The following is a 25,186-nucleotide window of genomic DNA, read 5'->3' on the forward strand; positions in this document are numbered from 1 at the left end:
AGCCGTACTCAATCGCAGCACACAATAATAATAAAACCATCAGGAGACACCATGGCCACCATGGAAGATGTAGCGCGGGCGGCGGACGTATCGCTGTCGACCGTCTCGCACGTACTCAACGGCACCCGCAAGGTCAGCCCGAAAACCGTCGCCGCCGTCAACGCGGCCATGCAGCAGATCGGCTATGTGCCGAACATGCTGGCGCGCGCCCTCGCCGGTTCCTCTTCTGGCACCATCGGCGTGGCCATTTCCGCCTTCACCAATCATTACTTCAGCGAAACCGTGCGCGCCATCGAGGCGGCCTGCACGCGCCACGGCTTGATGATGCTGTTTTCCGATACGCATGACGATCCCGAGCAGGAACTCAAAGTGGTGCAGAACTTGCACCAGCGCCGGGTCGACGGCATCGTGCTGGCGCCGTCGGGCGACACGCACCACCGCACGCTCGACTATTTGACCAGCAACAAGATCGCTTCCGTGCTGGTCGACCGCATGTCGGCGCAGCCGTTCGACCAGGTGGGCGTGGAAAATATCGAGGCGACGGCCGGACTGGTCGGCCACCTGATCACCGTCCACGGCCACCGCCGCATCGGCTTCATCGCGGGCGCGCCCGGCCTGTCCACGACGGACGAGCGTATCGATGGCTACCGCCTGGCCTTGCAGCGCGCCAATATCGTTTTCGATACAGCGCTGCTGCGCTCGGGCGACTCCAACCTCGAGCGCAGCGGCGCGGCCACGCGCGAATTGCTGGCCCTGCCCGCCGGACAGCGTCCCACGGCCATCGTTGCCGGCAATAACCTGATGACCATCGGCACCATGCACGCCTTGCGCGACGCGCACATTGCGGTACCGCAAGACGTGTCCCTGGCAGGCTTCGATGATTTCGACTGGGCCGATTATTTCAGCCCCCGTCTGACGGTGATGGCGCAGCCGCTCGAAGAGCTGGGCGCCATGGCCGTCGACCTCTTGATTGACCGCATCGCCAATCCGGGCCGCGCCCGGCACGTGCAGCGCTTGTCGCCGACCCTGCGCGTGCGCAATTCCTGCGGCTGCCCCTGACCTTTTACAGTAGATCAACATGCATCCAGCGATTTCCCTCGGTATCGATCTCGGTACCTCCGAACTGAAAACTGTGCTGATGGACAGCATGGGCACGGTATGCGGCCAGGCTTCCGTGCGCATCGATACCAACCGCCCGCAGCCGGGCTGGTCCGAACAAGCGCCGCAGGACTGGTGGGCCGCCTGCGTCAACGCGCTGGGCCAGCTGCGCGCCGGCTGGCCGCAGGAATACGCGCGCATCGCCTGCATCGGCCTGTCGGGCCAGATGCATGGCGCCGTACTGCTCGACAGCAACGACAACGTGATCCGTCCCGCCATCCTGTGGAACGATGCGCGCGCCGAAGCCGAAGCGGCCAGTCTGGCGCGCGACTATCCCGCCTATGCGGACGTGACGGGCAGCCTGCCCATGGCAGGCCTGACGGCGCCGAAACTGCTGTGGCTGCAAACGCACGAGCCTGACGCTTTCAATGCCATCGCCTGCCTGCTGTCGCCCAAGGATTATCTGCGCCTGCAGTTGACGGGCAACAAGGTCACCGACATGTCCGACGCGGCCGGTACCCTGTGGCTGGACGAGGCCAAGCGCGCCTGGTTCGCCCCCATGCTGGCCGCCTGCGGTTTGATGCCGGAACAGATGCCGGCGCTGGCCGAAGGCGACGCCGCCACGGGTACCGTGCTGGCCGCCGTCGCGGACAAGCTCGGCTTGCCATCGGACGTGGTGGTGGCAGCCGGCGGCGGCGACAACCCCGTCTCGGCCGTGGGCATCGGCGCCGTCAATGGCGGCGATAGTTTTATCTCGCTGGGCACCAGCGCCGCCATCGTTTCCGTCACCGAAGCGCCTTTGGGCAACCCGGCCGGCGGCGTGCACAGCTTTTGCCACGCCCTGCCCGGCCGCTGGTATGCGATGGGCGCGATCCTGTCGGGCGCCAGCTGCCTGCGCTGGTCGACCGGTGTACTGGGCCAGCCCGACGAGGCAGCCCTGCTGGCGCTCGTGGAAACGGGCTTTCCGCTCGACGCCCCCGTCGCGCCGTCCGCGCCCTTGTTCCTGCCCTACCTGTCGGGCGAGCGCACGCCCCATAACGACCCGCAAGTGCGCGGCGCCTTCCTGCAGCTGGGCCACGACAGCACGCCGGCGCAGCTCGGCTATGCTGTGCTCGAAGGCGTGGCCTTTGCCTTGCGCGACGCCATGGCGGCCGTCACGTCGACGGGCGCCGTCGTTCCCCACTGCATGCTGGTGGGCGGCGGCGCGCGCAGCCAGTATTGGGCACAGTTGCTGGCCAATGTGCTGGGCCGCGAGATGCGCACCTTGCACAACAGCGAACTGTCGGCCAGCCTGGGCGCGGCCAAGCTGGGCTTTGCCGCCATCGGCCAGCGCCAGTTGCTGGCCACCAGCTTACCCATCAAAAACACTTTCCTGCCCGATGCCGCGCATAGCGCAGCCTTGAGCATCCGCTACGCTCGCTACCGTAGCCTGTTTCCCGCCGTGCAAGCCTTGCACCAACTCAGTGATAAGGAATAGTAATGAATCAGCTGCAACAACTAAAACAGTACAGCACCGTCGTCGCCGACACGGGCGACTTCCTGCAACTGGCGCGCTTCGCGCCGCAAGACGCGACCACCAACCCGTCGCTGATTTTAAAAGCCGTGCTGCAGCCCGATTACGCGCCTTTGCTGGAAAGCACGGTCGCTGCCCACAAACATGCGTCGCTCGACGATATCGTCGACCAGGTGCTGGTGCGCTTCGGCCTGGAAATCCTGAAAGTGGTGCCGGGCCGCGTGTCGACGGAAGTCGATGCCCGTTTGAGCTTTGACCGCGAAGCCACCGTGGCCCGCGGGCGCCGCCTGATCGCCTTGTACGAACAAGCCGGCATCAGCCGCGAGCGCGTGCTGATCAAGGTCGCCGCCACCTGGGAAGGCATCCAGGCGGCGCGCGAGCTGGAAAAAGACGGCATCTTTTGCAACCTGACCCTGCTGTTCGCGTTTTGCCAGGCCGTCGCCTGCGCCGATGCGAAAGTGCGCCTGATTTCGCCATTCGTGGGCCGCATCTACGACTGGCACAAGAAATCGATGGGCGCGGCATGGGACGAAGCGGCGCGCAGCCTGTCCAACGATCCGGGTGTACAGTCGGTCACGCGCATCTTCAATTACTACAAACAACATGGCATCGCCACGCAAGTGATGGGCGCCAGCTTCCGCAACGTGGGGCAGATCACGGCCCTGTCCGGCTGCGACTTGCTGACCATCAGCCCCGACCTGCTGGCGAAACTCGAAGCATCCGACGTGCCATTCGAGCGCGCCCTGGGTGCCGACCTGGGCGCGGCACAGCCTGCCGTCACGTATGACGAGGCGGCTTTCCGCTACGCCTTGAACGACGACGCGATGGCGACCGAAAAGCTGGCTGAAGGCATCCGCGGCTTTGCCGTCGACGCGGGCAAGCTGGACGCCATGATCGAGAAATTACGCAATCAATAAGTTTGCACGCAGTTTTTTACCCGTAGCACCGTTTGCTTTTGACAATAAAAACCCTTGGAGATCCTCATGAAAAAAGTCATTACCGCCTCCCTGTTGCTGTCCGCCGCCTGTGGCGCTTTCGCCGCTGACAAACCGCTGAAATCCATCGGCGTGAGCGTGGGCGACCTGGCCAACCCGTTTTTTGTCGCCATCGGCCGCGGCGCGGAAGAAAGCGCGAAAAAGCTGGGCGGCCCTGGCGTGAAAGTCACCACGGTGTCCAGCAAGTATGACCTGAACACCCAGGTGGACCAGATTGAAAACTTTATTGCCAACAAGACCGACATCATCATCCTGAACGCCGTCGATTCCAAGGGCATCGCCCCAGCCATCAAGAAAGCGCGCAATGCGGGCGTGGTCGTGATCGCTGTCGACGTGGGCGCCGTGGGCGCTTCGGCCACCGTGATGTCCGACAACACCATGGCGGGCGACGTGTCGTGCGCCTACCTGGCCAAGCAGATCGGCGGCAAGGGCAATGTCGTGATCCTCAACGGCCCGCCGGTCACGTCCGTGATCGACCGCGTCAACGGCTGCAAGAAAACCCTGGCCGCGTTCAAGGATATCAAGATCCTGTCCGACAACCAGAACGCGGGCGGCAGCCGCGACGGCGGCATGACCGTGATGTCGAACTTGCTGACGGCCTATCCGAAGATCGACGGCGTGTTCGCCATCAACGATCCTACCGGCATCGGCGCCGAACTGGCGATCAAGCAAGCGAAGCGCACGGACGTCAAACTGATCACGGCCGTCGATGGCGCGCCCGATGGCCAGAACGCCCTGAAAAACAAGGCCGGCCTGTTTGCCGCCACCTCGGCGCAAAACCCGTACCGCATGGCCACCGACGCCGTGCAAATGGGCTACGACATCATGAACGGCCGCACGCCGAAACAAACGATGGTGCTGTTGCCGACCCCGGCCATCACCAAGGAAAACGTCGCCACCTACACGGGCTGGGTAAAGAACTGATCTGCCTGACCTGAACCACGTGTTGCCCGCCCCGGCCCCGGGCCAAGGGCGGGCAACAGTTTCAAAAGCAAGGAAGGACAGTCATGAGCGACAACATTATTTTTGAAATGCGCGGCATCGAGAAGCGCTTTGGCGCCACGCGCGCGCTTCGCGGCGTGCACCTGACGGTGCGCAGCGGCGAAATTCATGCCGTGATGGGCGAGAACGGCGCCGGCAAGAGCACCCTGATGAAGATTTTATCGGGCGTGTACACGCCGGACGCGGGCGAGATCATACTCGACGGTAAACCGATCCGCATCCGCAACCCGGGCGAGGCACGCGCGCTGGGCATTAACCTGATCTACCAGGAACTGAGCGTGGCCAAGAACATGACGGTGGCGCAGAACGTCTTCATGGGCAGCGAGCCGAAAGGACCGTTCTGGACCGTCAAGGGCGGCGAAATGCGCGCGCGCACGAACGCCATCCTGGCCGACCTCGGTTCCCGTTTCGACGCCGACACCATGGTCTCGACGCTGTCGATCGCCGAGCAGCAGCAGGTGGAAATCGCCCGCGCCCTCGTGCACGAAAGCCGCATCCTGATCATGGACGAGCCCACTGCCGCCCTGTCCGACCGGGAAACAGAACAATTATTCCGCATCATCGAAGAGCAGCGCGACAAGGGCCTGGCCGTGCTCTACATCAGCCATCGCATGGCCGAGGTGGAACGCCTGGCGCGCCGCATCACGGTGCTGCGCGACGGCGCCTATGTGGGCGAGCTGGGCAAGGATGAACTCGATCAAAAGAAAGTCGTGCAAATGATGGTGGGCCGCCCCGCCGACGACTTTTATTCGCACCAGCGGCGCACCACGCGCGGCGCCGAACGCTTGCGCGTGGAAAACGTGGGCGGCGGCAAGGTCAAGCCGGCCTCGTTCACCCTGCATGCGGGCGAAGTGACGGGTCTTGCCGGCCTCGTCGGCGCAGGCCGCACGGAACTGGCGCGCCTGATCTTTGGCGCGGACAAGAAACAAACGGGGCAAGTATGGCTCGACGGCCAGGAAGTGCACATCCACCGGCCGCTGGCCGCCATCCGTCACGGCATCGGCTACCTGCCCGAAGACCGCAAGAGCCTGGGCCTGTTCATGCAATTGTCGGCCATGGAAAACATGTCGATGAATATCCTGTCCAAGCATGCGACGGCGGGCGTCGTCAACCGTGGCGCCCTGACTCAGCTCACGCGCGAGGCGATAGCCAACCTCAACGTGAAAGTGTCGGGACCGGACGGCATCGTCGGCGGCCTGTCCGGCGGCAACCAGCAGAAAGTCTTGCTGGCGCGCTGGCTGGCCATCGCCCCGAAAGTGCTCATCCTCGACGAACCGACGCGGGGCGTGGACGTGGGCGCGAAGAGCGAAATCTACAAGATCATCCACCAGCTGGCGGACGCGGGCACGGCCGTGCTGTGCATTTCCAGCGAACTGGCCGAGCTGGTCGGCATCTGCGACCGCGTGATGGTGATGTGCGAAGGACGCATGACGGGCGAAGTCACGGGCGACGATATCACGCAGGAAAACATCCTTGCTTATGCCACCCATCTGGAAGCGGCATAAGAACGCACAACAAAACCTACTGCGCGTCGCGGGTCGCGGTTTCCGATGCTCACTGTGCATTCGCACAGTTCCGCTTCTCAACCACAACTCGCTTCCGCTCGCTACGGTTTTGTTAGGCGTTCCAAGAATAGTATTAGCATAATCATTCAGGAGATAAACCATGACAACGAGTACCACCAGCGGCGCCGCGCGCGCCGGCGAACCCTTCAATGCCTCGAACCTGATGCGCCGCCTGGGCATGCTGCCCGTGCTGGTGGTGCTGTACCTGGCCATGTATGGCCTGACCGTGTATTTCTCTGCCGACGGCACGTCGACGTTCATGACCAGCAATAACACCATGAACATCTTCCGCCAGGTGTCGATCAACATCGTGCTGGCATCCGGCATGACTTTCGTCATTCTGACCAGCGGCATCGATCTGTCCGTCGGTTCCGTGCTGGCCGTCTCGGCCGTGGCGGGCATGCTGATGTCGCTGTCGGCCCAGTTCGCCGGCTTTTCGATTCCCACCTTCCTCATCGTCGGCCTGCTGCTGGGCGCGCTGAACGGCGTGCTGGTCGCTCTCGTCGGCCTGAACCCCTTCGTGGTGACTTTGGGCACCATGACGGCCCTGCGCGGCGCCGCCTACCTGCTGGCCGACGGCACCAGCGTGCTGAACACGGAAATCCCTAGCTTTGAATGGATGGGCAACGGCAGCTTCCTGGCCGTGCCCTGGCTGATCTGGCTGGCCGCGGCCGTGGTGCTGCTGACCTGGTTCATCCTGCGCAAGACGACACTGGGCCTGCATATCTACGCTGTCGGCGGCAATATCCAGGCGGCACGTTTGACCGGCATCAAGGTTGGCCTCGTCCTGATGTTTGTCTACACGATCAGCGGCCTGTTCGCCGGCCTGGGCGGCGCCATGTCGGCCAGCCGTCTGTATGCGGCCAACGGCAACTGGGGCACGGGCTATGAGCTCGACGCCATCGCGGCCGTCGTGCTCGGCGGCACGAGCCTGATGGGCGGCGTGGGCTCCGTCTGGGGCACCGTCATCGGCGCCCTTATCATCGGCGTGATGAACAATGGCTTGACGATTTTGGGTCTGTCGTCGTTCTGGCAGTATGTGGCCAAGGGTGTCGTGATCGTGCTGGCGGTGATCCTCGACAAATGGCGCCAGTCGCACGCGCAGAACTGATTGTGACGTGGTGCGTCGGGTTACGCGCTTTGCGCTAACCCGACCTACCATTGACGTAACAGGTCGGCGTAGACAACACCCGAAACACTGCTTAAAACACCAGCCGCATCTCCACATGCGCAATCCCCGCCTCTTCAAATTGTTCCCCCTGCTGCACGAAACCGTGGCGCGCATAGAATGGCGCGGCCACGGTTTGCGCATTCAGCACCACCGCCTTGTCGCCCCGCTCGCGGGCTTTGTCCATCAGCAAGATCAAAATGGCGCCGCCCACGCCCGTGCCGCGGCCCGGCTGGCGCACGGCCATGCGGCCGATGTGGCCGTCTGGCAATAGCCGGCCCGTGCCGATGGCGGCACCAAAGTCGTCATAGGCAACGGCATGCAGGCAGACGGCATCCATGTCGTCGAGTTCGATCTCGGCCGGCACTTTCTGTTCATCGACAAAGACTTCAAAACGGATGGCGGTAGCGTCGGGGCCCAGGGTGGCCCAGTCGCCGAGGCGGATGATGTGCTTGGTCATGGGTGTACGGTAATAAGAAACAGGCCACCATTGTCGCACGGCCTGCCACGCCTTGGCAGCCGGTGCGGCTCAAGCGTTCGATTTCAGGTAACGTCCAGGTGTTTCACCGAGTATTTTGCGAAACATGACGACAAAATTGCTCGCGTTCTCGTAGCCCAGGCCCTCTGCGACATGCTGGACCGTGGCGCCCCTGGCCATCCATTGCAAGGCGAGCAGGATATGCAGTTGCCTGCGCCAGCGTCCGAAACTCATGCCGGTTTCCCGGGACACGAGGCGTGACAGCGTACGCGCACTGATGCCCATCCGCTGCGCCCATGATTCGATGTTGCCGGGATCGGACGGACGCGCCATGATCCACTCGACCAGTTTGCGTAGCCGCTTGTCTGTCGTCAGGGGAAGATGAACCTGGCCGGGCTGCGCCAGCGCCATTTCGTCGAGAAGCAGTGTCATCAGTCGTGACGCCATGCCGCCCTCTTCATAGCGCATCGGCAATGCCGCTGAACGGATCACCAATTCACGCAGCAGCGGCGTGGTCGACAAGGTGCAGCACTCCCGCGGCAAGGCGTCGTCCACCGCAGGGTCGACATACACGACATAACAATCGACCGTGCCGGCCCCATCCATTCGATGTTGTGTGCCGCCTGGTACCCAAATGGCGCTCCCCGGCGGCACCAGCCAGAAGCCGCCGTCGACCTCGCAGGTGAGAACGCCGCGCATCCAGAGCAGGAACTGGCCTTTTCGATGCTGATGGAAATCCTTTTCCTGGCGGCTATCCATCTCGCGGCCAACGGCGCCAAGCGTGACCACCGGCCTTGGCACGCAGTCGGGATCTTCCCAGTCGCTGGACGAATCGTCGCTGAAAACAGGCATCGGGCACCTTTCAAGGGTCAGAATCAGTGGCAAGAATTCAATATAATATGGCCTGTTGGCTCATTGTGACCAACACGTGGCGCGCCTAAGATGGGCGCTGACATCACAACCACGAAAGCTGTCATATGGAACAAACAAAGAAAATCCTGATCTGCGGCGGCGGCATCGCCGGCCCTGCGTGTGCCTGGTGGCTGACCAGGTACGGCTACTCCGTGGTGCTCGTCGAAAAGGCCGGCGCGCTCAGGGTCGGCGGGCAGAACGTCGATGTGAAGGACGCCGCGCAGCAGGTCATCAAGCGCATGGGTTTGACGGAACAGGTCGAGGCACGCGACACGCTGGAATGCGGACAGAAGTGGCTCGACGCGGCCGGCAAGGTGGTGGCTGTTTTTCCCAAAGGTAGTATCGGTGGACTGACCTGCGATTTCGAAATCCTGCGCGGCGATTTCGCCCGTATTTTGTTCGATGCGACCCACGGCACCTGCGAATACCGTTTTGGCACGTCCGTCAGCGGCGTTGAAGAGATTGAAAATGGTGTGCGGGCAACTTTTGCCAATGGCACGGCAGAGGACTTCGCGCTGGTGATCTGCGCCGACGGCGTGAGCTCGCCGACCAGAGACCTGGCGCTGGCCGCTGAAACGCGCATGCGTTACCTCGGCGCCTACATGGCGTTTTTCAACATTCCCCGGCGGCCGGAAGACGACTTCTGGGCCTGCTCCGTCAACGGCATAGGCGGTACGATGATCAACCTGCGGCCAGGTGGCTTGACGGAAACTACCGTGCTGATGACCTTTCCAGCCGCTGAGCCTGGTGTGCGGAGTCCGACGGCGCCGTTGCCGCGCGAGATGTTGCGCACGGCACTGGCAGGCCGGGGCAAGGTGGCCGATCGTATCATCGCCGAGCTGGATACCGTCCAGGACTTCTACTTCGGACCGATGAGCCAGGTGCAAGCATCGACCTGGTCAAAGGGCCGGCTGGTCTTGCTGGGCGATGCGGCGCATTGCCCGACGCCATTCACGGGCAAGGGCACGGCGCTGGCGCTGATGGGAGCCTACGTGCTGGCGGGGGAAATCAAGAGGTGCGCGACCCACACCGAGGCTTTCCAGGCATATGAACGCATCCTGCGCCCGTATGCCGAGCATACGCAGCAGGAGCTGAGCCCTCGCCTCATCCGGCTCATGCACGTGCGGACGCGGTTCGGCATAGCCATCGCGCATCTGCTGCAACGGTGCGTCGGCAGCGCCCTGATCCAGTCGCTGTTGCAAGCGAACGCCAAGACCAGGGCGCGCAGGATCGACGAGGATTTCACGCTGCCGATGTATTGAAAGCATTGCTGTGCTACCGGGCGCAGCCGGGCAAGGAACTGGCGGCGCGCTCGGTCATTTCAAAACAGCCCGCTTACAACTTCACCAGCTGCTTGCCGAAGTTGCGCCCTTTTAAGAGGCCGATGAACGCTTCCGGCGCGCTGGCCAGGCCATCGGCCACGGATTCGCGGAATTTCAGCTTGCCCGTCGCCACCAGGCTGCCCAGTTCCGCCAGTCCCTGCGGCCAGAATTCTGGCTGCTCCGAGACGATGAAGCCGCGCACGGTCAGGCGGTTGGTGAGGATCAGGCGGGCATTGTCGAGCGGCGTCGGTTCGCCGTTGTAGCCGGCGATCCAGCCGCACACGGCCACGCGGCCAAACGCATTGGTACGCGCCAGCGCCGCATCGAAGATCGCGCCACCCACGTTTTCAAAGATGGCGTCGATGCCGTCGGGCGTCGCCGCCGCCAAATCGGCCTCCAGATTGCCCGCCTTGTAGTCGACGCAGGCATCGAAACCCAGTTCCTCGACAACATAGCGGCATTTCTCCGCCCCGCCCGCGATGCCGACGACCCGGCAGCCTTTCAATTTCGCCAGTTGGCCCACGACGCTGCCCACGGCGCCGCTGGCGGCCGACACGACCACCGTTTCGCCCGCCTTCGGCGCCATGATCTGGTTCAAGCCATACCAGGCCGTCATGCCCGGCATGCCGACGGAACCGAGGTAAGCCGAAGCAGGAATGTGCGTCGTATCGACCTTGCGCAGCATCGTGCCGTCCGATACAGCCACTTCCGTCCAGCCCAGGGTACCCACGACCATGTCGCCCACGGCGAACTTCGGATGCTTCGACTCAAGCACCACGCCCACCGTGCCGCCGATCATCGTTTCATCAAGCGCCTGCGGTGCCGCATAGCTTTTATTGGCACTCATGCGCCCGCGCATGTAAGGGTCGAGCGACAGGTACTGGTTACGCACCAGCAACTGGCCATCCGTGATGGCGGGCATCTCTTTCGTTTCCAGGCGAAAATGTGCCGGGTTGACTTCCTCCGTGGAGGCGGGGCGCGAGGCGAGGACGATGCGTTGGTAGGTGGTCATGGTGCTCCTTGACGATAGAGAAGATCAGCGGAAGACTGGGGTCAGACCCGCCGGGTCTGACCCCGGGTGTCTGTTGCGTAACGACTAAATCTCGTAATCCATGCATTGCCGCGCTTCACGCACCGCCCCAAAGAACGGCTTGATTTTCACGTGCTCTGGATGGTTCTGGTAGGCGTCGAGCGCTTCGCGGCTGGCGAATTCGCTGTACAGGACGATGTCGTAGGTCGCTTCCAGGCCCGGCTGGGCCACGGCCGCTTCGAATTTCAGGATGCCGGGCACCAGGCCGGAACAGGAATCGAGCAGGGCCTTGAGCTTCAAGGCATTCGTGGCGCGGTCGGCGCCTTCGGCGTGGTCTTTGAGTTTCCAGAAAACGATGTGCTTGATCATGGTGGCAGGGCTGCTTGTTTATTAATGAAGCATTACTGTAACCGCTATCGGCGCATCTTGCAGGAACCGGGCGCCCAATGCAAACGGGCGGCCCTGGAAGCCGCCCGCAGACTGGGTTCACGCAAACATCACAGCACTTCGAACAGCCCGGCCGCGCCCTGTCCGCCGCCGATGCACATGGTCACGACCACGTATTTGACGCCGCGGCGCTTGCCTTCGATCAAGGCGTGGCCCGTCAGGCGGGCGCCCGACACGCCGTACGGGTGGCCGACGGCAATTGCGCCGCCGTTGACGTTCAGGCGGTCCATGGGGATGCCCAGGGTGTCGGCGCAGTACAGCACTTGCACGGCGAACGCTTCATTGAGTTCCCACAGGCCGATGTCGGCGACAGTCAAGCCCGCCTTTTTCAGCAGTTTCGGAATCGCATAGACGGGGCCAATACCCATTTCATCGGGTTCACAGCCGGCCACGGCAAAGCCGCGGAAGATGCCCAGCGGCTGCAAGCCTTTCGCTTCGGCCACTTTGGCGCTCATGACGATGGCCATGGACGCGCCGTCGGAAAATTGGCTGGCATTGCCGGCGCTGATGACGCCGCCAGTAATGGCCGGGCGGATCTTCGCCACGCCGTCATACGTCGTGTCGGCACGGATGCCTTCGTCGGCGGCAATCGTCACTTCGCGTGACACGAGCATGCCGCTGGCCTTGTCGGCCACGCCCATGATGGTGGTCATCGGCACGATTTCCGCGTCAAACAGGCCGGCCGCCTGGGCCGCGGCGGCACGCTGCTGGCTTTGCGCACCATAGGCATCCTGGCGCTCGCGCGAAATCTGGTAGCGCTTGGCGACGGTTTCGGCCGTCTGCAGCATGGGCCAGTACAGTTCCGGCTTGTGCTGCTGCAGCCAGACTTCGCGGTACATATGCGTATTCATTTCATTTTGAACACAGGAAATCGACTCCACTCCGCCCGCCGCATAGATATCGCCTTCGCCGGCGATGATGCGCTGCGCCGCCAGGGCGATGGCCTGCAAGCCCGACGAGCAGAAACGGTTGACGGTCATGCCGGCCGTCGTGACGGGACAGCCGCCGCGCAAGGCCACCTGGCGCGCGATATTGCCGCCTGTCGCGCCTTCGGGAAAGGCGCAGCCGACCAGCACGTCTTCCACTTCCTCCGCCTCGATGCGCGCGCGCTCGACGGCGGCCGCCAGCACGTGGCCGCCCAGGGTGGCGCCATGCGTCATGTTGAACGCGCCTTTCCAGGACTTGGCCAGGCCCGTGCGGGCGGTCGATACGATGACGGCTTCATTCATGCTGTGTCTCCTTGTGGGGATATTATTGGGTGGGGTATCTGCGGAATGAGAATAGCACATTTAAGTACGGTCGTTCGCAAAGTTCTGCCGGACTTCGATTTGTAAGCTTGGTGTAAGTTTCAAGCAAGCATGACGTAAGGTTCGGAGAACACACTCGCCTCCAGCTGTTGCAAGAATGGTCAAAAAGACCGCGGCAACGGTTCACTATAAAACATAGGGAGACAAACCATGGCATCACCATCCGGCTCGGCCGACGTACGGAAAATTTCCACCAAGGGAACGCCGATCACGCCCGAGGAACGCAAGGTCATCTTTGCATCCTCGCTCGGCACCGTTTTTGAATGGTACGATTTTTATCTGTACGGTTCGCTCGCTTCCATCATCGCCAAGCAATTCTTCATCGGCGACCCGACCACCACCTTCATCTTCGCGCTGCTGGCCTTTGCCGCCGGCTTCATCGTGCGTCCGTTCGGCGCGCTGGTCTTCGGCCGCCTGGGCGACATGATCGGCCGCAAGTACACCTTCCTGATCACCATTCTGATCATGGGCGGCTCCACCTTCATCGTCGGCTTGCTGCCGGGCCATGCGTCCATCGGCATCGCCGCACCGATCATCCTCGTCATCCTGCGCATCCTGCAAGGCCTGGCGCTGGGCGGCGAATATGGCGGCGCAGCCACCTATGTGGCCGAGCACGCGCCTGAAGGCAAGCGCGGCGCGTTCACGGCGTGGATACAAACGACGGCAACCCTGGGCTTCTTCCTGTCGCTGATGGTCATTCTGGGCACCCGCCTGGCGACCGGCGAGAAGGATTTCGAAGCATGGGGCTGGCGCATTCCCTTCCTCGTCTCCGTCATCCTGCTGGGTATTTCCGTGTGGATCCGACTGGCCATGAATGAATCGCCGGCGTTTTCCAAGATGAAGGCCGAGGGCAAGACCTCGAAAGCCCCGCTGACGGAAGCATTCGGCCAGTGGAAAAACCTGAAGATCGTCATCCTGGCCCTGATCGGCCTGACCGCCGGCCAGGCCGTCGTCTGGTACACGGGCCAGTTCTACGCCCTGTTCTTCATGATCCAGACCCTGAAAGTGGACCTGGCAACGGCCAACGTGCTCGTCGCCATCGCCCTGCTGCTGGCCACGCCGTTCTTCCTGTTCTTCGGCAGCCTGTCCGACCGCATCGGCCGCAAGTACATCATCCTCGGCGGCTGCCTGATCGCCGCTGCCACCTACTTCCCGATCTTCAACGGTCTGACCCACTTCGCCAATCCGCAGCTGGAAGCGGCACTGAAGAACTCGCCAGTGGTGGTCGTGGCCGATCCTGCTTCCTGCCACTTCCAGTTCAACATGACGGGCACGAAGAAATTCCCATCGTCGTGCGACATCGCCACGGGCTTCCTGTCGAACAGCTCGGTGAACTACACGAAGGAAGACGCACCGGCCGGCAGCATCGCCAAGGTACGCATCGGCACGAAGGAATTTACGTCGTTTAACGCCGTCATGACACCGGACGGCCTGAACTTCGATGCGGACAGCAAGGCAAAAGAAGGGGCACTCAAGAAAGAACTGGGCGCCGGCATCAAGGAAGCGGGCTACCCTGCGAAAGCCGACCCGGACCAGATCAACAAGCCGATGGTCGTCTTGCTGCTGTTCATCCTGGTGCTGTACGTGACCATGGTGTACGGCCCGATCGCAGCCATGCTGGTGGAAATGTTCCCGACGCGTATCCGCTATACATCGATGTCCCTGCCCTACCATATCGGTAACGGCTGGTTCGGCGGCTTGCTGCCGACCACGGCCTTCGCGCTGGTGGCTTTCAAGGGCGATATCTATTACGGCCTGTGGTATCCGATCGTCGTCGCCCTGGCGACTGTCGTGATCGGCACCCTGTTCGTCAAGGAAACGAAGGACAACAATATCTACGCCGACGACTGATACGGCGCAAGCCCCGGCCGCAAGGCCGGGGTCCGCAAAGCAAAACGCCGCTGACTGGTCAGCGGCGTTTTTTTATGTGGTTGCAAGCTTACTTGTCGCTCTTGCTCTTTTTCAGCTGGTCGCGCTGCTGCACGTATTCCTGGTAGCTGGTCTGGTTGCGCTTGCGGCAGGCATTGCGGTCGTCGAAATTATTGAGGCTGTTGCAGTACTCGCCGATCTTGTCCCGGTTCGCGTCATACAGTACTTCGCAGCCGGTCATGGCCAGCAAGAAGGGAACGATCAGATATTTCATTGCTACTCTCATGGATAGGAACGGGATTGCGCGAAAAAACACCAGATTGCCCGCTGGATAAGCAAGCAGCTTTATCTTAACGCGATCCCGGCGGAAAGTACAAGCGCTCGGTATTACTAAATGGAAAGGATTCCCGGCGCAACGAGCTGACCGGCGCCGGCATCCTCGCTCAACAGCGGATTGCCGGCCGCGAACGCCGCCAGGTGCTCGAGCAGCACGCGCACGCGGGCCGGCAGATAGCGCCGCTGCGTCCACACGGCGTACACGTGACGCGGCTGCGGCATCCAGTCGGGCAAGACGCGCACGAGGCTGCCACTGGCCACTTCGTCGCGGCATTGCAGAAGCGGACACAGCAGGATACCAATGCCCGCGTCGGCCATCTCCACGGCCAGGCGCATTTCATTGACGCGCAGGCGCGCCTGCGGTTCGATCACCATTTCGGCGCCGTCGCCGGGCCGGCGCAAGCGCCAGCTGCGCAGCGGCTCGGCCACGATCAGCTCGTGCTTTTCCAGTTCCTGCAAGTCGCGCGGCACGCCCGCGCGCGCCAGGTAGGCTGGCGCGGCCACCATCACCAGCGAAGCGCTGCCCAGCCGGCGCTGCATCAGCGAGGAATCGTCGAGCGCGCCAACGCGGATGGCCAGGTCGGCGCCGCTGCCCACGAGGTCTTGCAGCAGGTTCGACAGCTCCAGTTCCAGGCGGATGTCCGGGTACTGCTGCATGAAGCTGACCCAGGCCGGCGTCAGCAAGCCGCTGGCGAAGTTGACGGGCGCCAAGACGCGGATGCTGCCAGAGACGGCCGACAGGCTGGCGTCGAGCTGCTGCGTCGCCTGCCGCAAGGCGTGTACCAAGGGACGGCACTGCTCGTAGTATTGCCAGCCTTCCGCCGTCGGCTGCAGGCGGCGCGCGCTGCGGTTGAGCAAGCGGTAGCCAAGCTGGCTTTCCAGCTTTTGCAGCCGGCGCGTGACGGTAGCGGCGGGCAAGTCTTCCTTGACGGCCGCCGCATGCAGGCTGCCCGCCTCGACAATGGAGACAAACAGGGCTAAGTCATCAAGCATGATTCGTCGAGCATGATTGCATTTTCGGAATTTGAAATTAAAAATATGGCTCTAGTATAGATTGCTGCAAGTCGTTACGCTGCCATATCTTCACCATTTGAAAGTGCTCCATGTCCGAAGCCCTGCGTTTGCGCTGCGTATTTGCCTTCCTGATGTCGCTGCTCATGACCCTGCTGATGAGCGCCTGGGTCACCTGGCTCAATATCGGCCTGCAGGCCGATTTCCTGCCCCGCTGGCGCCATGCCTTCTTTGCCGCCTGGCCCGTGGCCTTCTGCGCCGTGATGCTGTTCGCCCCCCGCGTGCAGCTGATGAGCCGCAACATCGTGGCCCGGCTCGCCAGCAGCGCTTGACCGGCAGTCGTCCGCCGGCAGTACCACTCGGTCACTCCCGCCCACGGCCGCCCTGATCCGGGCTATGCTATAGCCGTCTTCTTTACTGCGGAGTGCCCATGCTCGATCACGTTTCCCTCACCGTCAGCGACCTGGAACGCGCCGAGCGCTTCTACGACGCCGTCTTCGCCGCGCTGGACGTGCCCAAGGTGGGCAGCGACCACGCCAACGCCTGGATAGGCTACGGCGAGCGCAGCGACGCGCAGCATCCTGAGCGCAGCTACTTTTCCGTGCGACTGGGCCCGCAGCCCGACGACGCGCCGCGCCGCCATTGCTGCTTCAAGGCTTCCTCGCGCGCGGCCGTGGAAGCGTTCTGGCAGGCGGGTCTGGCGCATGGCGGCATCGACTTGGGCGCGCCCGGACTGCGCCACTATCACGCCAGTTATTACGCGGCCTTTTTGTTCGATCCGGACGGCAACCGCATCGAAGCCGTCTGCCATCGCGCCGACGCCGGCTGACAGGACGGGAAACCCGGCTCTGTTCGGCATTTCCACTTCGGGACGATTTGCCTATAATGGCTGGCACGCCATACCGGTCCGTGAACAAAGAAGGAGATTCATGCATCATCTATTCGTCGGCCGCCCCGCGCGCACCATGCTCCTCTCCAGCGCCGGCTTGCTGCTGGCAGGCTGTTTTTCCGGCTGTTCCCTGTTGCCATCGTCGCCAGTCACGCCAGGCGTGCCCGCGACGGCGGCCCTGCCCGACGCCAGCATCGCCTATACCTTGAGCGGCCAGGGCGGCTTGCCCGTGGTCTTTCAGTCGGCCATGGGCGACGGCAAGGACGTGTGGTCCAAGGTCGTGCCCGAAGTGGCCAAGCAGCACCGCGTGCTCGTGTACGACCGTCCCGGCTACGGCGACAGCCAGAAAACCACCACGCCGCGCGATCCCTGCACCATCGCCGCCCAGCAGCGGGCCCTGCTGGCGCAAGCGGGCCTGAAGCCGCCGTATGTGCTGGTCGGCCATGGCTTGGGCGGGCTGTACCAGTATGTGTATGCCAGGTTGTACCCGCAGGACGTGGCCGGGCTGGTCCTGCTCGATCCCACGCACCCGCAGCAGTGGAACCGCCTGCAGACGGACGCGTCCACTTACGCCATGCTCGTCAAAACGCGGCGTAAACTCATGTTCAACAGTACGGAATCGACCGAATTCGATGCCCAGACGCAGTGCCTGCAGCACGTCGACATGAGCAGCCCGCTGCGCGTGCCCGCCATGCTTCTGGTGCGCGACAAGTTCGGCATCGAGGAAATGGGTTCGTTCGAGAACGTGGTGCGGGCCCAGGAAAAGGATTGGCAGCGCCTGTCCGGCGCACCCGCCATCGAGCGCATCACGGGCGCCGGCTATTACATCCAGAAAGACAACCCCGTCATCGTCAACGAGGCGGTCAAGATGGTGGCGAAGAAGAAGTAAACATGGTTGCTGGCGTCCGTGGTGGTGTCGGATTACGCGCTTGCGCGCTAATCCGATCTACCCGGCTCTTGAGCCCTCGTAGAGGCGTAGGTCGAATTAGCGCGGCAAAGCCGCGCGTAATCCGACAATATTGTTGGCGTCGGCTTAGCTATTAAACCCCTTGCCCTCGCCCGCCAGCTTCACCAGCAGCGGCGCCGGCGTCCACGCTTCGCCGTGGCGGCCCTTGGCATAGCCGGCAATCGTGTCGAGCACGTTCGGCAAGCCGACCGTGTCCGCATAGAACATCGGGCCGCCGCGGAACAGCGGGAAGCCGTAGCCCGTCAAATACACCATGTCGATGTCCGAGGCGCGCAGGGCGATGCCCTCTTCCAGGATGCGCGCGCCTTCATTGACGAGCGCATACACGAGGCGTTCAACGATTTCCTGGTCGCTGATCTTGCGCCGCGCCACGCCGATGTCGGCGGAGTGCTGGATGATCATGGCGTTGACCTGCTCCGATGGATACGCCTTGCGGTCGCCCGGCTTGTAGTCGTACCAGCCGGCGCCCGTCTTCTGGCCGTAGCGACCCAGTTCACACAGCAGGTCGGCCGTCTTCGAATACGTGACGTCCGGTTTTTCCACGTAGCGGCGCTTGCGGATGGCCCAGCCAATGTCGTTGCCGGCCAGGTCGCCCATGCGGAACGGGCCCATGGCGAAGCCGAATTTCTCGACCGCCTTGTCGACCTGTTCCGGCAGACAGCCTTCTTCCAGCAGGAAACCGGCTTGGCGGCTGTATTGCTCGATCATGCGGTTGCCGATGAAGCCGTCGCACACGCCCGAGACGACGCCTGTCTTCTTCAGCTTTTTCGACAGCGCCAGCGCGGTCGCCAGCACGTCCTTGCCCGTTTCCTTGCCGCGCACGATTTCCAGCAGTTTCATGACGTTCGCGGGGCTGAAGAAATGCGTACCGATGACGTCTTGCGGGCGTTTGGTGAACGCGGCGATCTTGTCCAGGTCCAAAGTCGATGTGTTCGAGGCGAGGATGGCGCCCGGCTTCATGACGGCGTCGAGCTGTTTGAACACGGTTTCCTTGACGCCCAGCTCTTCGAACACGGCTTCGATGACGATGTCGGCTTGCGCAATGTCGGCGTAGGCCAAGGTACCGGAAACGAGCGCGATGCGCTGCTCGGCCTTCTCCTGCGTCAGCTTGCCCTTCTTCACCGTGTTCTCGTAATTCTTGCGGATCGTGGCCAGGCCCTTGTCCAGCGCTTCCTGTTTGGTTTCCAGCAGCATCACGGGGATGCCCGCGTTGGCGAAGTTCATGGCGATGCCGCCGCCCATGGTGCCGGCGCCGACGATGGCCGCGCTGGCGATCGCGCGCACTGGCGTGTCGGACGGCACGTCGGGCACCTTGCTGGCGACACGCTCTGCAAAGAAGGCGTGGCGCAGGGCTTTCGACTCGGGCGACTGCACCAGCTGCATGAACAGTTCGCGCTCGTACTTCAAGCCGTCGTCGAATTTCATCGTCACGGCGGCCGCCACGGCATCGACGCATTTGAGCGGTGCGGGGAACGGACCGGACATGGCTTTGACGGTATTGCGCGAAAACTGCAAAAACGCTTCGTGGTTCGGGTAGTCGACCTTGCGCTCGCGCACCTTCGGCAGCGGACGCACGTCGGCCACTTTCGTGGCGAAGGCCACGGCGGCGGCCAGCAAATCGGCGCCAGGCGCGATGACTTCGTCGAACAGGGCCGTGCCGGCCAGTTTTTCGGACGCGGCGGGCGTGCCCGAGACGATCATGTTCAGGGCCATTTCCAGGCCCAGCACTCGCGGCAGGCGCTGCGTGCCGCCCGCGCCCGGCAAGATGCCGAGTTTGACTTCCGGCAAGGCCATCTGCGCGCCAGGCGCGGCCACGCGGTAGTTGCAACCGAGCGCCAGCTCCAGGCCGCCACCCATGCAGACGCTGTGGATGGCCGCCACGACCGGCTTGGTCGATTGTTCGACGACGTTGATCAGGGTGTGCAGGGTCGGTTCCGTGAGCGCCTTGGGCGAATTGAATTCCTTGATATCGGCGCCGCCCGAAAAGGCCTTGCCGGCGCCCGTGATGACGATGGCTTTGACGGCCTCGTCGGCCAGCGCCTGGCGGATGCCGGCCACGGCGGCCGTGCGCGTCGCCAGGCCCAGGCCATTGACGGGCGGGTTGGCCAGGGTAATGACGGCAACGGCGCCGTTTACTTGATATTCAGCACTCATGTCTCTTCCTTATTGATTTTTGCTCAGCGATGAGGTGGTTGCAAGGGATGAAGCTTCACTATACCGCATAAAAGAACGCTCGTATTATTTTTGTCGTGACGCGCCCGGCGCCAGCATGCTACGCCATGGTACAACATCGTTTGCGGAAAGATTCTCCTGCAAGCGGCAAGCTCTTGTAGAAGCTATCACTTGGATATTCATTTAAATAATAAAACCACAACAATAATAACAACGTTTTATTATGTAGAAGAATGGGTTTGTTATATGCCGACATGGGGCAATTACGACAGTTTTTACATTATTTATTCCCGCCCCTTGTTTTTCGCCAGACGCTGGGGAATAATAAAATTGTTGATTCAAATCAATACTCTACAATTTATCTACTAAAGGCAAACCGCAGGGCGAACACTGGCGGCCGTTGATCGCGCACATTCTCACCGATTATCACCAGATGCCGGCAATGCAATAACATCGCCGCCTTAATCCCTGCCTTAAACCGATAGCGGAAAAAATAATAACAGCAGCCTTATCGTTCCCATTCCTCTTCTCACCCCGAAGGAAATACTATGGACGCAGCCAGCCATGTCAGCCACTCGCAGGATCTGGACTTACAAGCGATAAATACTGCATTGAACCGTGTCCAGGCCGTCATCGAATTCGAGCTTGACGGCACCATCCTGCATGCGAATGACAATTTCCTGCGCGTCGTCGGCTATACCCTGGCCGAAGTGCAAGGCAAGCACCACGCCATCTTCTGCGACCCCGAGTATGTCAAAACGGACGAATACAGCAACTTCTGGGCCAAGCTGGGACGCGGCGAATTCGACCAGGGCGAATACAAGCGCCGCGCCAGGGATGGGCGCGAAGTGTGGATCAATGCTTCCTACAATCCCATCCTCGACGCGGACGGCAAGCCGTATAAAGTCATCAAGTTCGCTACCGACATCACAGCCCTGAAAAAACGCAATGTCGAATACGAAGGCAAGGTCAGCGCCATCGGCAAGGCGCAGGCCGTGATCGAATTCGACATGCAGGGCAATGTGCTGGACGCCAACGACAATTTCCTCGCCGTCATGGACTACGACTTGAGCGATATCCAGGGCGAGCACCACCGCATGTTCTGCGAACCCGAGTATGCCAGCAGCACCGAGTACAAGAAATTCTGGCAAAAGCTCAACCGCGGAGAATTCGACGCGGGCCGCTACAAGCGACTGGGCAACCATGGCAAGGTGGTGTGGATACAGGCCACCTACAACCCCATCCTGGACCTGAACGGCAAACCGTATAAAGTGGTCAAGTTCGCCATCGACATCACGGACCAGGTGAACCTGGAAAACAGCATCCAGGCCAAGGCCGCCAACGACAGCCGCAAGGTCAATGCCCTGCTCGACTCGGTGGCGCGCGCGGCGCAAGGCGACCTGACCTGCAATATCGTGCCCGAAGGCAGCGAACCGATCGATTTGCTGGCCGGCGGCATCAGCAAGATGATCGTCGACTTGCGCGGCGTGATCGGCAACGTGGTGTCGGCCGCCAACGGCTTTGCCGACGCGTCGAACGCCATCGCCGAACGGGCCACGGGCGTCGCCGTGGGCACGCAGGCGCTGGGCGCCACGGTGGAAGAAATGAACGCGTCCATCGACGGCCTGACGTTTTCCATCAATTCCATCGCGGAAAACACCTCGAACGCCGATTCCCTGGCGAAAGCCACGCAGCAGGAAGCGGAAGCGGGCGCGCGCGCCGTCGCCAAATCGATCGAAGCGATGGACTTGATCAACCGCTCGTCGGAAGACATCGGCGAAATCGTCAAGGTCATCAGCGAGATCGCCAACCAGACCAACATGCTGGCCTTCAACGCGGCCATCGAGGCGGCGCGCGCGGGCGAACACGGCCTGGGCTTTTCCGTCGTCGCAGACGAGGTGCGCAAGCTGGCCGAGCGCTCGTCGCAGGCGACCAAGGAAATTTCCAAGCTGATCAACGAATCCGTCAAGCGCGTGTCGACAGGCAGCGAGATTTCACGCCAGGCCAGCGACGCCTTCGACAAGATCGTCTCGGGCGTGGCGAAGACCACCCTGGCCATTTCCGACATCTCGAAGGCGGCCAACGAGCAACTGCTGACGGCGCGCGAAGTGTCGACGGCGATCCAGTACATCGCCGAGGAAACGGAAAAGTCGGCCGCCAACTGCGACAGCATCGCCCGCTCGACCGATGGCTTGAACGAGCGCGCAGGCAGTCTGAACCAGACTGTCTCCGGCTTCGTGGTGTAGGCGATGAGCCACGCGGCCACCTTGACGCCCGAGGTGCTGACGACCCTGATCGCGCTGGTACGCCAGCACACGGGCATCGCCATGACGGCGCGCAAGAGCGTCTTGCTGGAACGGCGTTTGCAGCCACGGCTGCAGGCACTGTCCCTGCACAGCTACCAGGCTTACCTGGAGCGCGTGGCCAGCGACCGCGACGAGGTGGCCCATTTCATCGACCTGGTGACCACCAACGACACGCTGTTCTTCCGCACGCCGCAGATCTGGGATTACTTCCGCGACCGCTACCTGCCCGCCTGGGCGCGCGCGCATCCGGATGGCTGCCTGGCCATCTGGTCGGCGGCGGCGGCCAGCGGCGAGGAGCTGTATTCGATCGCCATGCTGTGCGAGCAATTCAGGCTGCAAGCGCCGTCTTTCCGCTACCAGATCCTGGCCAGCGACATTTCGCAGCAGATCCTGGGCGCGGCGCGGGCGGGCCAGTACAGCGGGCGCTCCGTCGAGCGCATCCGCTTGTCGCACCCGGACTTGCTGCGCAAATATTTCACGCCAGCACCGTATGGCGTCCAGGTCAACGAGGAATTGCGGCAACACGTCAGCTTTGCCCAGCATAACCTGCTCGAAGCGCTGCGCCCGGCGCGGCAGTTCGACCTGGTGTTCCTGCGCAATGTGCTCATCTATTTCGATGCCGAGCACCAGGAAACCGTGCTGCGCCAGGCGCGCGTGAGTCTCAAGGATGAAGGCCGGCTGATCCTGGGCGAATCGGAAACCATCACCCGACTCGGCACCGGCTACCAATTCGAGTTTCCCATGATTTATAAGGCGGGTACCGCATGAGCATCATCATCGATCATCGCCTGCCGCTGCACCATGTCGGCATGGGCCAACTGAGCGTGGGCACGCACGGCGAGCAGCTGCAAGCGTTGCTCGGCTCCTGCATCGGCATCGGCTTCATCTGGAAAAATGGCCCATGCTGCGGCCTGGCCCATTGTCTGTTGCCGGAAGCGCCCGGCGCCGACAGCGCCCCTGGCGCGCGCTATGTGAGCCAGGCCGTGCCTTCGCTGCTGCGCCTGATGGGCGTGCGCCAGGCCGATTACGCCGACATTGACGTGGTGCTGGCGGGCGGCGCCAGCATGTTTGGTCCGCGCAACGGGCGGCTGCAGATAGGCCGGCAAAACGCGGAAGCGGCGCAAAAATACCTGGACCAGTGCGGCTTGCACGTCAGCTTTTGCGCGCTGGGCGGCCGCCACGGGCGCCAGTTGCTGATCGATTGCGCCCGGCACAGCTACGCCGTCACCGATGTGGTGGCGCAACCTGAATTGATTCCACGCAAGGAAGGCGCATATGGATATGCATGAAGCGACGGGCTTGCAAGCGCAGGGCACAAGCGACACGGCCACCGAACTGTTCGGCTCCTTCCACCTGGGCGGCGATGAATTCGCCCTGCCCGCCAGCTGCATCCGCGAAGTGGTGAACTATCCCGCGAAAGTCACCGCCCTGCCCCTGTCGCCCGCGTATCTGGAAGGCATGTTCACCTTGCGCGGCAGCGTCATCCCGGTGGTCAACCTGGGCCGCTTGTTCCGCGCCGATGCGCCACGCGCCATGGCCACGGACAAGATCGCCATTCTGGACTTCCAGCAAGTGCTGATCGGCATCGTCTTCCAGGATACGGGAGAGATCCTGCGCGTGCCCGCCAGCGCCCGCAGCGCCCTGCAATATGCGGCCGGCGACAGCCACGCCGTCATCGCCGGCACGATCCTGCTCGATGGCGGCGCACGCCTGCTGCAGGTGCTCGACCCGCACGCCCTGCTGCGCATTGAAAACGTGCCCCATGTGCTGGCCCTGCAGGCAACGGGCGCCAAGCTGAGCACGGCCCGCTACCACGCGCAAAGCGAACGCCGCCAGTGCGTCAGCTTCCACGCGGCCGGCGCCACGTTTGCCTTCGAAATGCTGGCCATCCAGGAAATCATCCGGGTGCCGGAACTGCACAGCTCCCTGCTGAACAGCGAACTGTGCCTGGGGCGCATGCATTTCCGCGGCAGCCAGGTGGCCGTCGTCGACTTCGGCGCCCTGCTGCAGGCGCCCGCATCCGGCACGGCGGCGACTGGCGACCAGCGCGTCATCGTCGTGCGCCTCGAGGATACGACCGTGGGCTTCCTCGTCGACTCCGTCGACAGCATCGTGCATTTCTTTGGCGACGAGGTCTTGCCGATTCCCCTGCTGAGCAAGGCGCGCGCCGCCATGTTCGCCGGCTGCATCACCAAAGAAGGCCTGGGCGACATCATTTTCCTCGACCACAAGGGCATCCTGTCGCAGGCCGAGATCGTCGAAATGCGCGACGGCCATGCGCGCCTGTATCCGGCCGAGACGGAAACGGCGGCCGCCACGCACAAGGCGCAGCGCCGTGTCTACATTACGTTTACGGTGGAAACCCGCTTCGCCGTGGAAATCGGGCAAGTGCGCGAAATCATTGATTTCAGCGGCGCCATCACGCCGCCGCCGGGCATGCCGGCCTGCATGCGCGGTATGCTGAACTTGCGCCAGCAAATGATCAGCATCATCGACCTGCGCCAGCTGTACGCGATGCCGGCCTTGCCGGACGATAGCACCGGCAAGATTCTGATCGTGGAACGGGGCGCCGAGCGCTACGGCTTCCTCGTCGACCACGTCGACAACATCATGACCATCTCCGACAGCCAGCGCTTTGCCGCGCCGCAAATCATCCGCACGGGAGAACATGAGGACTTGCGCAGCGAAATGGATGAGATGATCGATATCGGCACGGATGCGCAGCGCCAGACCCTGTCCGTCTTCCAGTGCGACCATCTGCTGGAAAAACTGGGGGCGGCGCTGCCGCAGGCGGCCTAG

The 25,186-nt window shown here is 62.6% G+C and carries 23 protein-coding genes; 15 read left to right on the plus strand and 8 right to left on the minus strand.

Annotated features, from left to right (window positions below; genetic code table 11):
* Positions 1–51 precede the first annotated feature (51 nt).
* The 6 genes from AC54AG_RS07365 (at position 52) to AC54AG_RS07390 (ending at position 7,284) form a co-directional block, all read left to right on the plus strand.
* Complete coding sequence (locus AC54AG_RS07365; protein ID WP_496629901.1) at positions 52–1,059, plus strand: LacI family DNA-binding transcriptional regulator; 1,008 nt, start codon at positions 52–54, stop codon at positions 1,057–1,059.
* Positions 1,060–1,090: 31 nt separating this feature from the next.
* Complete coding sequence (xylB, locus tag AC54AG_RS07370; protein WP_496630381.1) at positions 1,091–2,575, plus strand: xylulokinase; 1,485 nt, start codon at positions 1,091–1,093, stop codon at positions 2,573–2,575.
* Positions 2,576–2,577: 2 nt separating this feature from the next.
* Positions 2,578–3,528 (plus strand): transaldolase, encoded by a 951-nt coding sequence (gene tal, locus AC54AG_RS07375; RefSeq protein WP_496629903.1) that lies wholly within the window; start codon positions 2,578–2,580, stop codon positions 3,526–3,528.
* Between the two features lie 66 nt (positions 3,529–3,594).
* A complete protein-coding gene (locus AC54AG_RS07380; RefSeq protein WP_161781521.1) occupies positions 3,595–4,530 on the plus strand; it encodes an ABC transporter substrate-binding protein in 936 nt (311 codons plus the stop codon).
* An 83-nt stretch (positions 4,531–4,613) separates the two neighbouring features.
* Positions 4,614–6,113: a sugar ABC transporter ATP-binding protein gene (locus AC54AG_RS07385; RefSeq protein ID WP_496629904.1), complete on the plus strand. Its 1,500-nt coding sequence runs from the start codon at positions 4,614–4,616 to the stop codon at positions 6,111–6,113.
* Between the two features lie 160 nt (positions 6,114–6,273).
* Positions 6,274–7,284 (plus strand): ABC transporter permease subunit, encoded by a 1,011-nt coding sequence (locus AC54AG_RS07390; protein WP_034756126.1) that lies wholly within the window; start codon positions 6,274–6,276, stop codon positions 7,282–7,284.
* 91 nt (positions 7,285–7,375) lie between these two features.
* Here AC54AG_RS07390 and AC54AG_RS07395 read toward each other — a convergent pair whose 3' ends face one another.
* Positions 7,376–7,801 carry a GNAT family N-acetyltransferase gene (locus AC54AG_RS07395; RefSeq protein WP_496629905.1) on the minus strand — a complete coding sequence of 142 codons (426 nt, stop codon included), beginning with the start codon at positions 7,799–7,801 and terminating at the stop codon, positions 7,376–7,378.
* Between the two features lie 69 nt (positions 7,802–7,870).
* Positions 7,871–8,671, minus strand: a complete 801-nt coding sequence (locus AC54AG_RS07400; protein WP_496629906.1) for an AraC family transcriptional regulator — start codon at positions 8,669–8,671, stop codon at positions 7,871–7,873.
* A gap of 125 nt (positions 8,672–8,796) precedes the next feature.
* On the opposite strand from AC54AG_RS07400, the gene AC54AG_RS07405 reads away from it, so the two are divergent.
* Positions 8,797–9,993 carry an FAD-dependent monooxygenase gene (locus AC54AG_RS07405; RefSeq protein WP_496629907.1) on the plus strand — a complete coding sequence of 399 codons (1,197 nt, stop codon included), beginning with the start codon at positions 8,797–8,799 and terminating at the stop codon, positions 9,991–9,993.
* A 73-nt stretch (positions 9,994–10,066) separates the two neighbouring features.
* Here the strand turns inward: AC54AG_RS07405 and AC54AG_RS07410 are convergent, their stop codons facing one another.
* The 3 genes from AC54AG_RS07410 to AC54AG_RS07420 all read right to left on the minus strand — a co-directional run bounded on the left by AC54AG_RS07410 (position 10,067) and on the right by AC54AG_RS07420 (position 12,759).
* Positions 10,067–11,065: an NADP-dependent oxidoreductase gene (locus AC54AG_RS07410; protein ID WP_496629908.1), complete on the minus strand. Its 999-nt coding sequence runs from the start codon at positions 11,063–11,065 to the stop codon at positions 10,067–10,069.
* 84 nt (positions 11,066–11,149) lie between these two features.
* Positions 11,150–11,452: a Dabb family protein gene (locus tag AC54AG_RS07415; protein WP_070302488.1), complete on the minus strand. Its 303-nt coding sequence runs from the start codon at positions 11,450–11,452 to the stop codon at positions 11,150–11,152.
* Positions 11,453–11,580: 128 nt separating this feature from the next.
* Positions 11,581–12,759, minus strand: a complete 1,179-nt coding sequence (locus AC54AG_RS07420) for an acetyl-CoA C-acyltransferase (RefSeq protein WP_496629909.1) — start codon at positions 12,757–12,759, stop codon at positions 11,581–11,583.
* Positions 12,760–12,987: 228 nt separating this feature from the next.
* On the opposite strand from AC54AG_RS07420, the gene AC54AG_RS07425 reads away from it, so the two are divergent.
* Positions 12,988–14,688, plus strand: a complete 1,701-nt coding sequence (locus AC54AG_RS07425; protein ID WP_496629910.1) for an MFS transporter — start codon at positions 12,988–12,990, stop codon at positions 14,686–14,688.
* An 88-nt stretch (positions 14,689–14,776) separates the two neighbouring features.
* On the opposite strand, the gene AC54AG_RS07430 is transcribed toward AC54AG_RS07425, so the two are convergent.
* Together AC54AG_RS07430 and AC54AG_RS07435 are read right to left on the minus strand one after the other, a co-directional pair.
* Positions 14,777–14,980, minus strand: coding sequence for a hypothetical protein (locus AC54AG_RS07430; RefSeq protein WP_046682764.1), 204 nt, complete (start codon positions 14,978–14,980; stop codon positions 14,777–14,779).
* 116 nt (positions 14,981–15,096) lie between these two features.
* Entirely contained in the window at positions 15,097–16,035 is a 939-nt protein-coding gene (locus tag AC54AG_RS07435; RefSeq protein WP_496629911.1) for a LysR family transcriptional regulator, read from the minus strand.
* Between the two features lie 110 nt (positions 16,036–16,145).
* Between AC54AG_RS07435 and AC54AG_RS07440 the strand changes: the two genes are divergently transcribed.
* The 3 genes from AC54AG_RS07440 (at position 16,146) to AC54AG_RS07450 (ending at position 17,831) form a co-directional block, all read left to right on the plus strand.
* On the plus strand, positions 16,146–16,385 hold the full coding sequence (locus tag AC54AG_RS07440; RefSeq protein WP_070302497.1) for a DUF2798 domain-containing protein: 240 nt from the start codon (positions 16,146–16,148) through the stop codon (positions 16,383–16,385).
* Positions 16,386–16,483: 98 nt separating this feature from the next.
* Entirely contained in the window at positions 16,484–16,882 is a 399-nt protein-coding gene (locus tag AC54AG_RS07445) for a VOC family protein (RefSeq protein ID WP_219328978.1), read from the plus strand.
* 100 nt (positions 16,883–16,982) lie between these two features.
* Positions 16,983–17,831: an alpha/beta fold hydrolase gene (locus AC54AG_RS07450; protein ID WP_496629912.1), complete on the plus strand. Its 849-nt coding sequence runs from the start codon at positions 16,983–16,985 to the stop codon at positions 17,829–17,831.
* 144 nt (positions 17,832–17,975) lie between these two features.
* On the opposite strand, the gene AC54AG_RS07455 is transcribed toward AC54AG_RS07450, so the two are convergent.
* Positions 17,976–20,063 carry a 3-hydroxyacyl-CoA dehydrogenase NAD-binding domain-containing protein gene (locus tag AC54AG_RS07455; RefSeq protein WP_496629913.1) on the minus strand — a complete coding sequence of 696 codons (2,088 nt, stop codon included), beginning with the start codon at positions 20,061–20,063 and terminating at the stop codon, positions 17,976–17,978.
* A gap of 566 nt (positions 20,064–20,629) precedes the next feature.
* Here AC54AG_RS07455 and AC54AG_RS07460 point away from each other — a divergent pair.
* From AC54AG_RS07460 to AC54AG_RS07475, 4 genes are read left to right on the plus strand one after another with little or no spacing between them, the layout of a single operon-like run.
* Complete coding sequence (locus tag AC54AG_RS07460) at positions 20,630–22,327, plus strand: methyl-accepting chemotaxis protein (RefSeq protein ID WP_034756094.1); 1,698 nt, start codon at positions 20,630–20,632, stop codon at positions 22,325–22,327.
* 3 nt (positions 22,328–22,330) lie between these two features.
* On the plus strand, positions 22,331–23,155 hold the full coding sequence (locus AC54AG_RS07465; protein ID WP_331776529.1) for a CheR family methyltransferase: 825 nt from the start codon (positions 22,331–22,333) through the stop codon (positions 23,153–23,155).
* Positions 23,152–23,676 (plus strand): chemotaxis protein CheD, encoded by a 525-nt coding sequence (locus tag AC54AG_RS07470; RefSeq protein ID WP_331776528.1) that lies wholly within the window; start codon positions 23,152–23,154, stop codon positions 23,674–23,676. Before AC54AG_RS07465 ends, AC54AG_RS07470 begins: the two co-directional genes overlap by 4 nt.
* Positions 23,663–25,186 (plus strand): chemotaxis protein CheW, encoded by a 1,524-nt coding sequence (locus AC54AG_RS07475; RefSeq protein ID WP_496629914.1) that lies wholly within the window; start codon positions 23,663–23,665, stop codon positions 25,184–25,186. The genes AC54AG_RS07470 and AC54AG_RS07475 overlap by 14 nt, the downstream gene beginning before the upstream one ends.

This window comes from Janthinobacterium sp. BCJ23, from assembly GCF_059617945.1.

Excerpts from the sequence above, each read along its gene's own strand:
- AC54AG_RS07365 (WP_496629901.1), top strand. The coding sequence starts at position 52 with ATGGCCACCATGGAAGATGTAGCGCGGGCGGCGGACGTATCGCTGTCG.
- tal (WP_496629903.1), top strand. The coding sequence starts at position 2,578 with ATGAATCAGCTGCAACAACTAAAACAGTACAGCACCGTCGTCGCCGAC.
- AC54AG_RS07380 (WP_161781521.1), top strand. The coding sequence starts at position 3,595 with ATGAAAAAAGTCATTACCGCCTCCCTGTTGCTGTCCGCCGCCTGTGGC.
- AC54AG_RS07385 (WP_496629904.1), top strand. The coding sequence starts at position 4,614 with ATGAGCGACAACATTATTTTTGAAATGCGCGGCATCGAGAAGCGCTTT.
- AC54AG_RS07390 (WP_034756126.1), top strand. The coding sequence starts at position 6,274 with ATGACAACGAGTACCACCAGCGGCGCCGCGCGCGCCGGCGAACCCTTC.
- AC54AG_RS07395 (WP_496629905.1), bottom strand. The coding sequence starts at position 7,801 with ATGACCAAGCACATCATCCGCCTCGGCGACTGGGCCACCCTGGGCCCC.
- AC54AG_RS07400 (WP_496629906.1), bottom strand. The coding sequence starts at position 8,671 with ATGCCTGTTTTCAGCGACGATTCGTCCAGCGACTGGGAAGATCCCGAC.
- AC54AG_RS07405 (WP_496629907.1), top strand. The coding sequence starts at position 8,797 with ATGGAACAAACAAAGAAAATCCTGATCTGCGGCGGCGGCATCGCCGGC.
- AC54AG_RS07410 (WP_496629908.1), bottom strand. The coding sequence starts at position 11,065 with ATGACCACCTACCAACGCATCGTCCTCGCCTCGCGCCCCGCCTCCACG.
- AC54AG_RS07415 (WP_070302488.1), bottom strand. The coding sequence starts at position 11,452 with ATGATCAAGCACATCGTTTTCTGGAAACTCAAAGACCACGCCGAAGGC.
- AC54AG_RS07420 (WP_496629909.1), bottom strand. The coding sequence starts at position 12,759 with ATGAATGAAGCCGTCATCGTATCGACCGCCCGCACGGGCCTGGCCAAG.
- AC54AG_RS07425 (WP_496629910.1), top strand. The coding sequence starts at position 12,988 with ATGGCATCACCATCCGGCTCGGCCGACGTACGGAAAATTTCCACCAAG.
- AC54AG_RS07430 (WP_046682764.1), bottom strand. The coding sequence starts at position 14,980 with ATGAAATATCTGATCGTTCCCTTCTTGCTGGCCATGACCGGCTGCGAA.
- AC54AG_RS07435 (WP_496629911.1), bottom strand. The coding sequence starts at position 16,035 with ATGCTTGATGACTTAGCCCTGTTTGTCTCCATTGTCGAGGCGGGCAGC.
- AC54AG_RS07440 (WP_070302497.1), top strand. The coding sequence starts at position 16,146 with ATGTCCGAAGCCCTGCGTTTGCGCTGCGTATTTGCCTTCCTGATGTCG.
- AC54AG_RS07445 (WP_219328978.1), top strand. The coding sequence starts at position 16,484 with ATGCTCGATCACGTTTCCCTCACCGTCAGCGACCTGGAACGCGCCGAG.
- AC54AG_RS07450 (WP_496629912.1), top strand. The coding sequence starts at position 16,983 with ATGCATCATCTATTCGTCGGCCGCCCCGCGCGCACCATGCTCCTCTCC.
- AC54AG_RS07455 (WP_496629913.1), bottom strand. The coding sequence starts at position 20,063 with ATGAGTGCTGAATATCAAGTAAACGGCGCCGTTGCCGTCATTACCCTG.
- AC54AG_RS07460 (WP_034756094.1), top strand. The coding sequence starts at position 20,630 with ATGGACGCAGCCAGCCATGTCAGCCACTCGCAGGATCTGGACTTACAA.
- AC54AG_RS07465 (WP_331776529.1), top strand. The coding sequence starts at position 22,331 with ATGAGCCACGCGGCCACCTTGACGCCCGAGGTGCTGACGACCCTGATC.
- AC54AG_RS07470 (WP_331776528.1), top strand. The coding sequence starts at position 23,152 with ATGAGCATCATCATCGATCATCGCCTGCCGCTGCACCATGTCGGCATG.
- AC54AG_RS07475 (WP_496629914.1), top strand. The coding sequence starts at position 23,663 with ATGGATATGCATGAAGCGACGGGCTTGCAAGCGCAGGGCACAAGCGAC.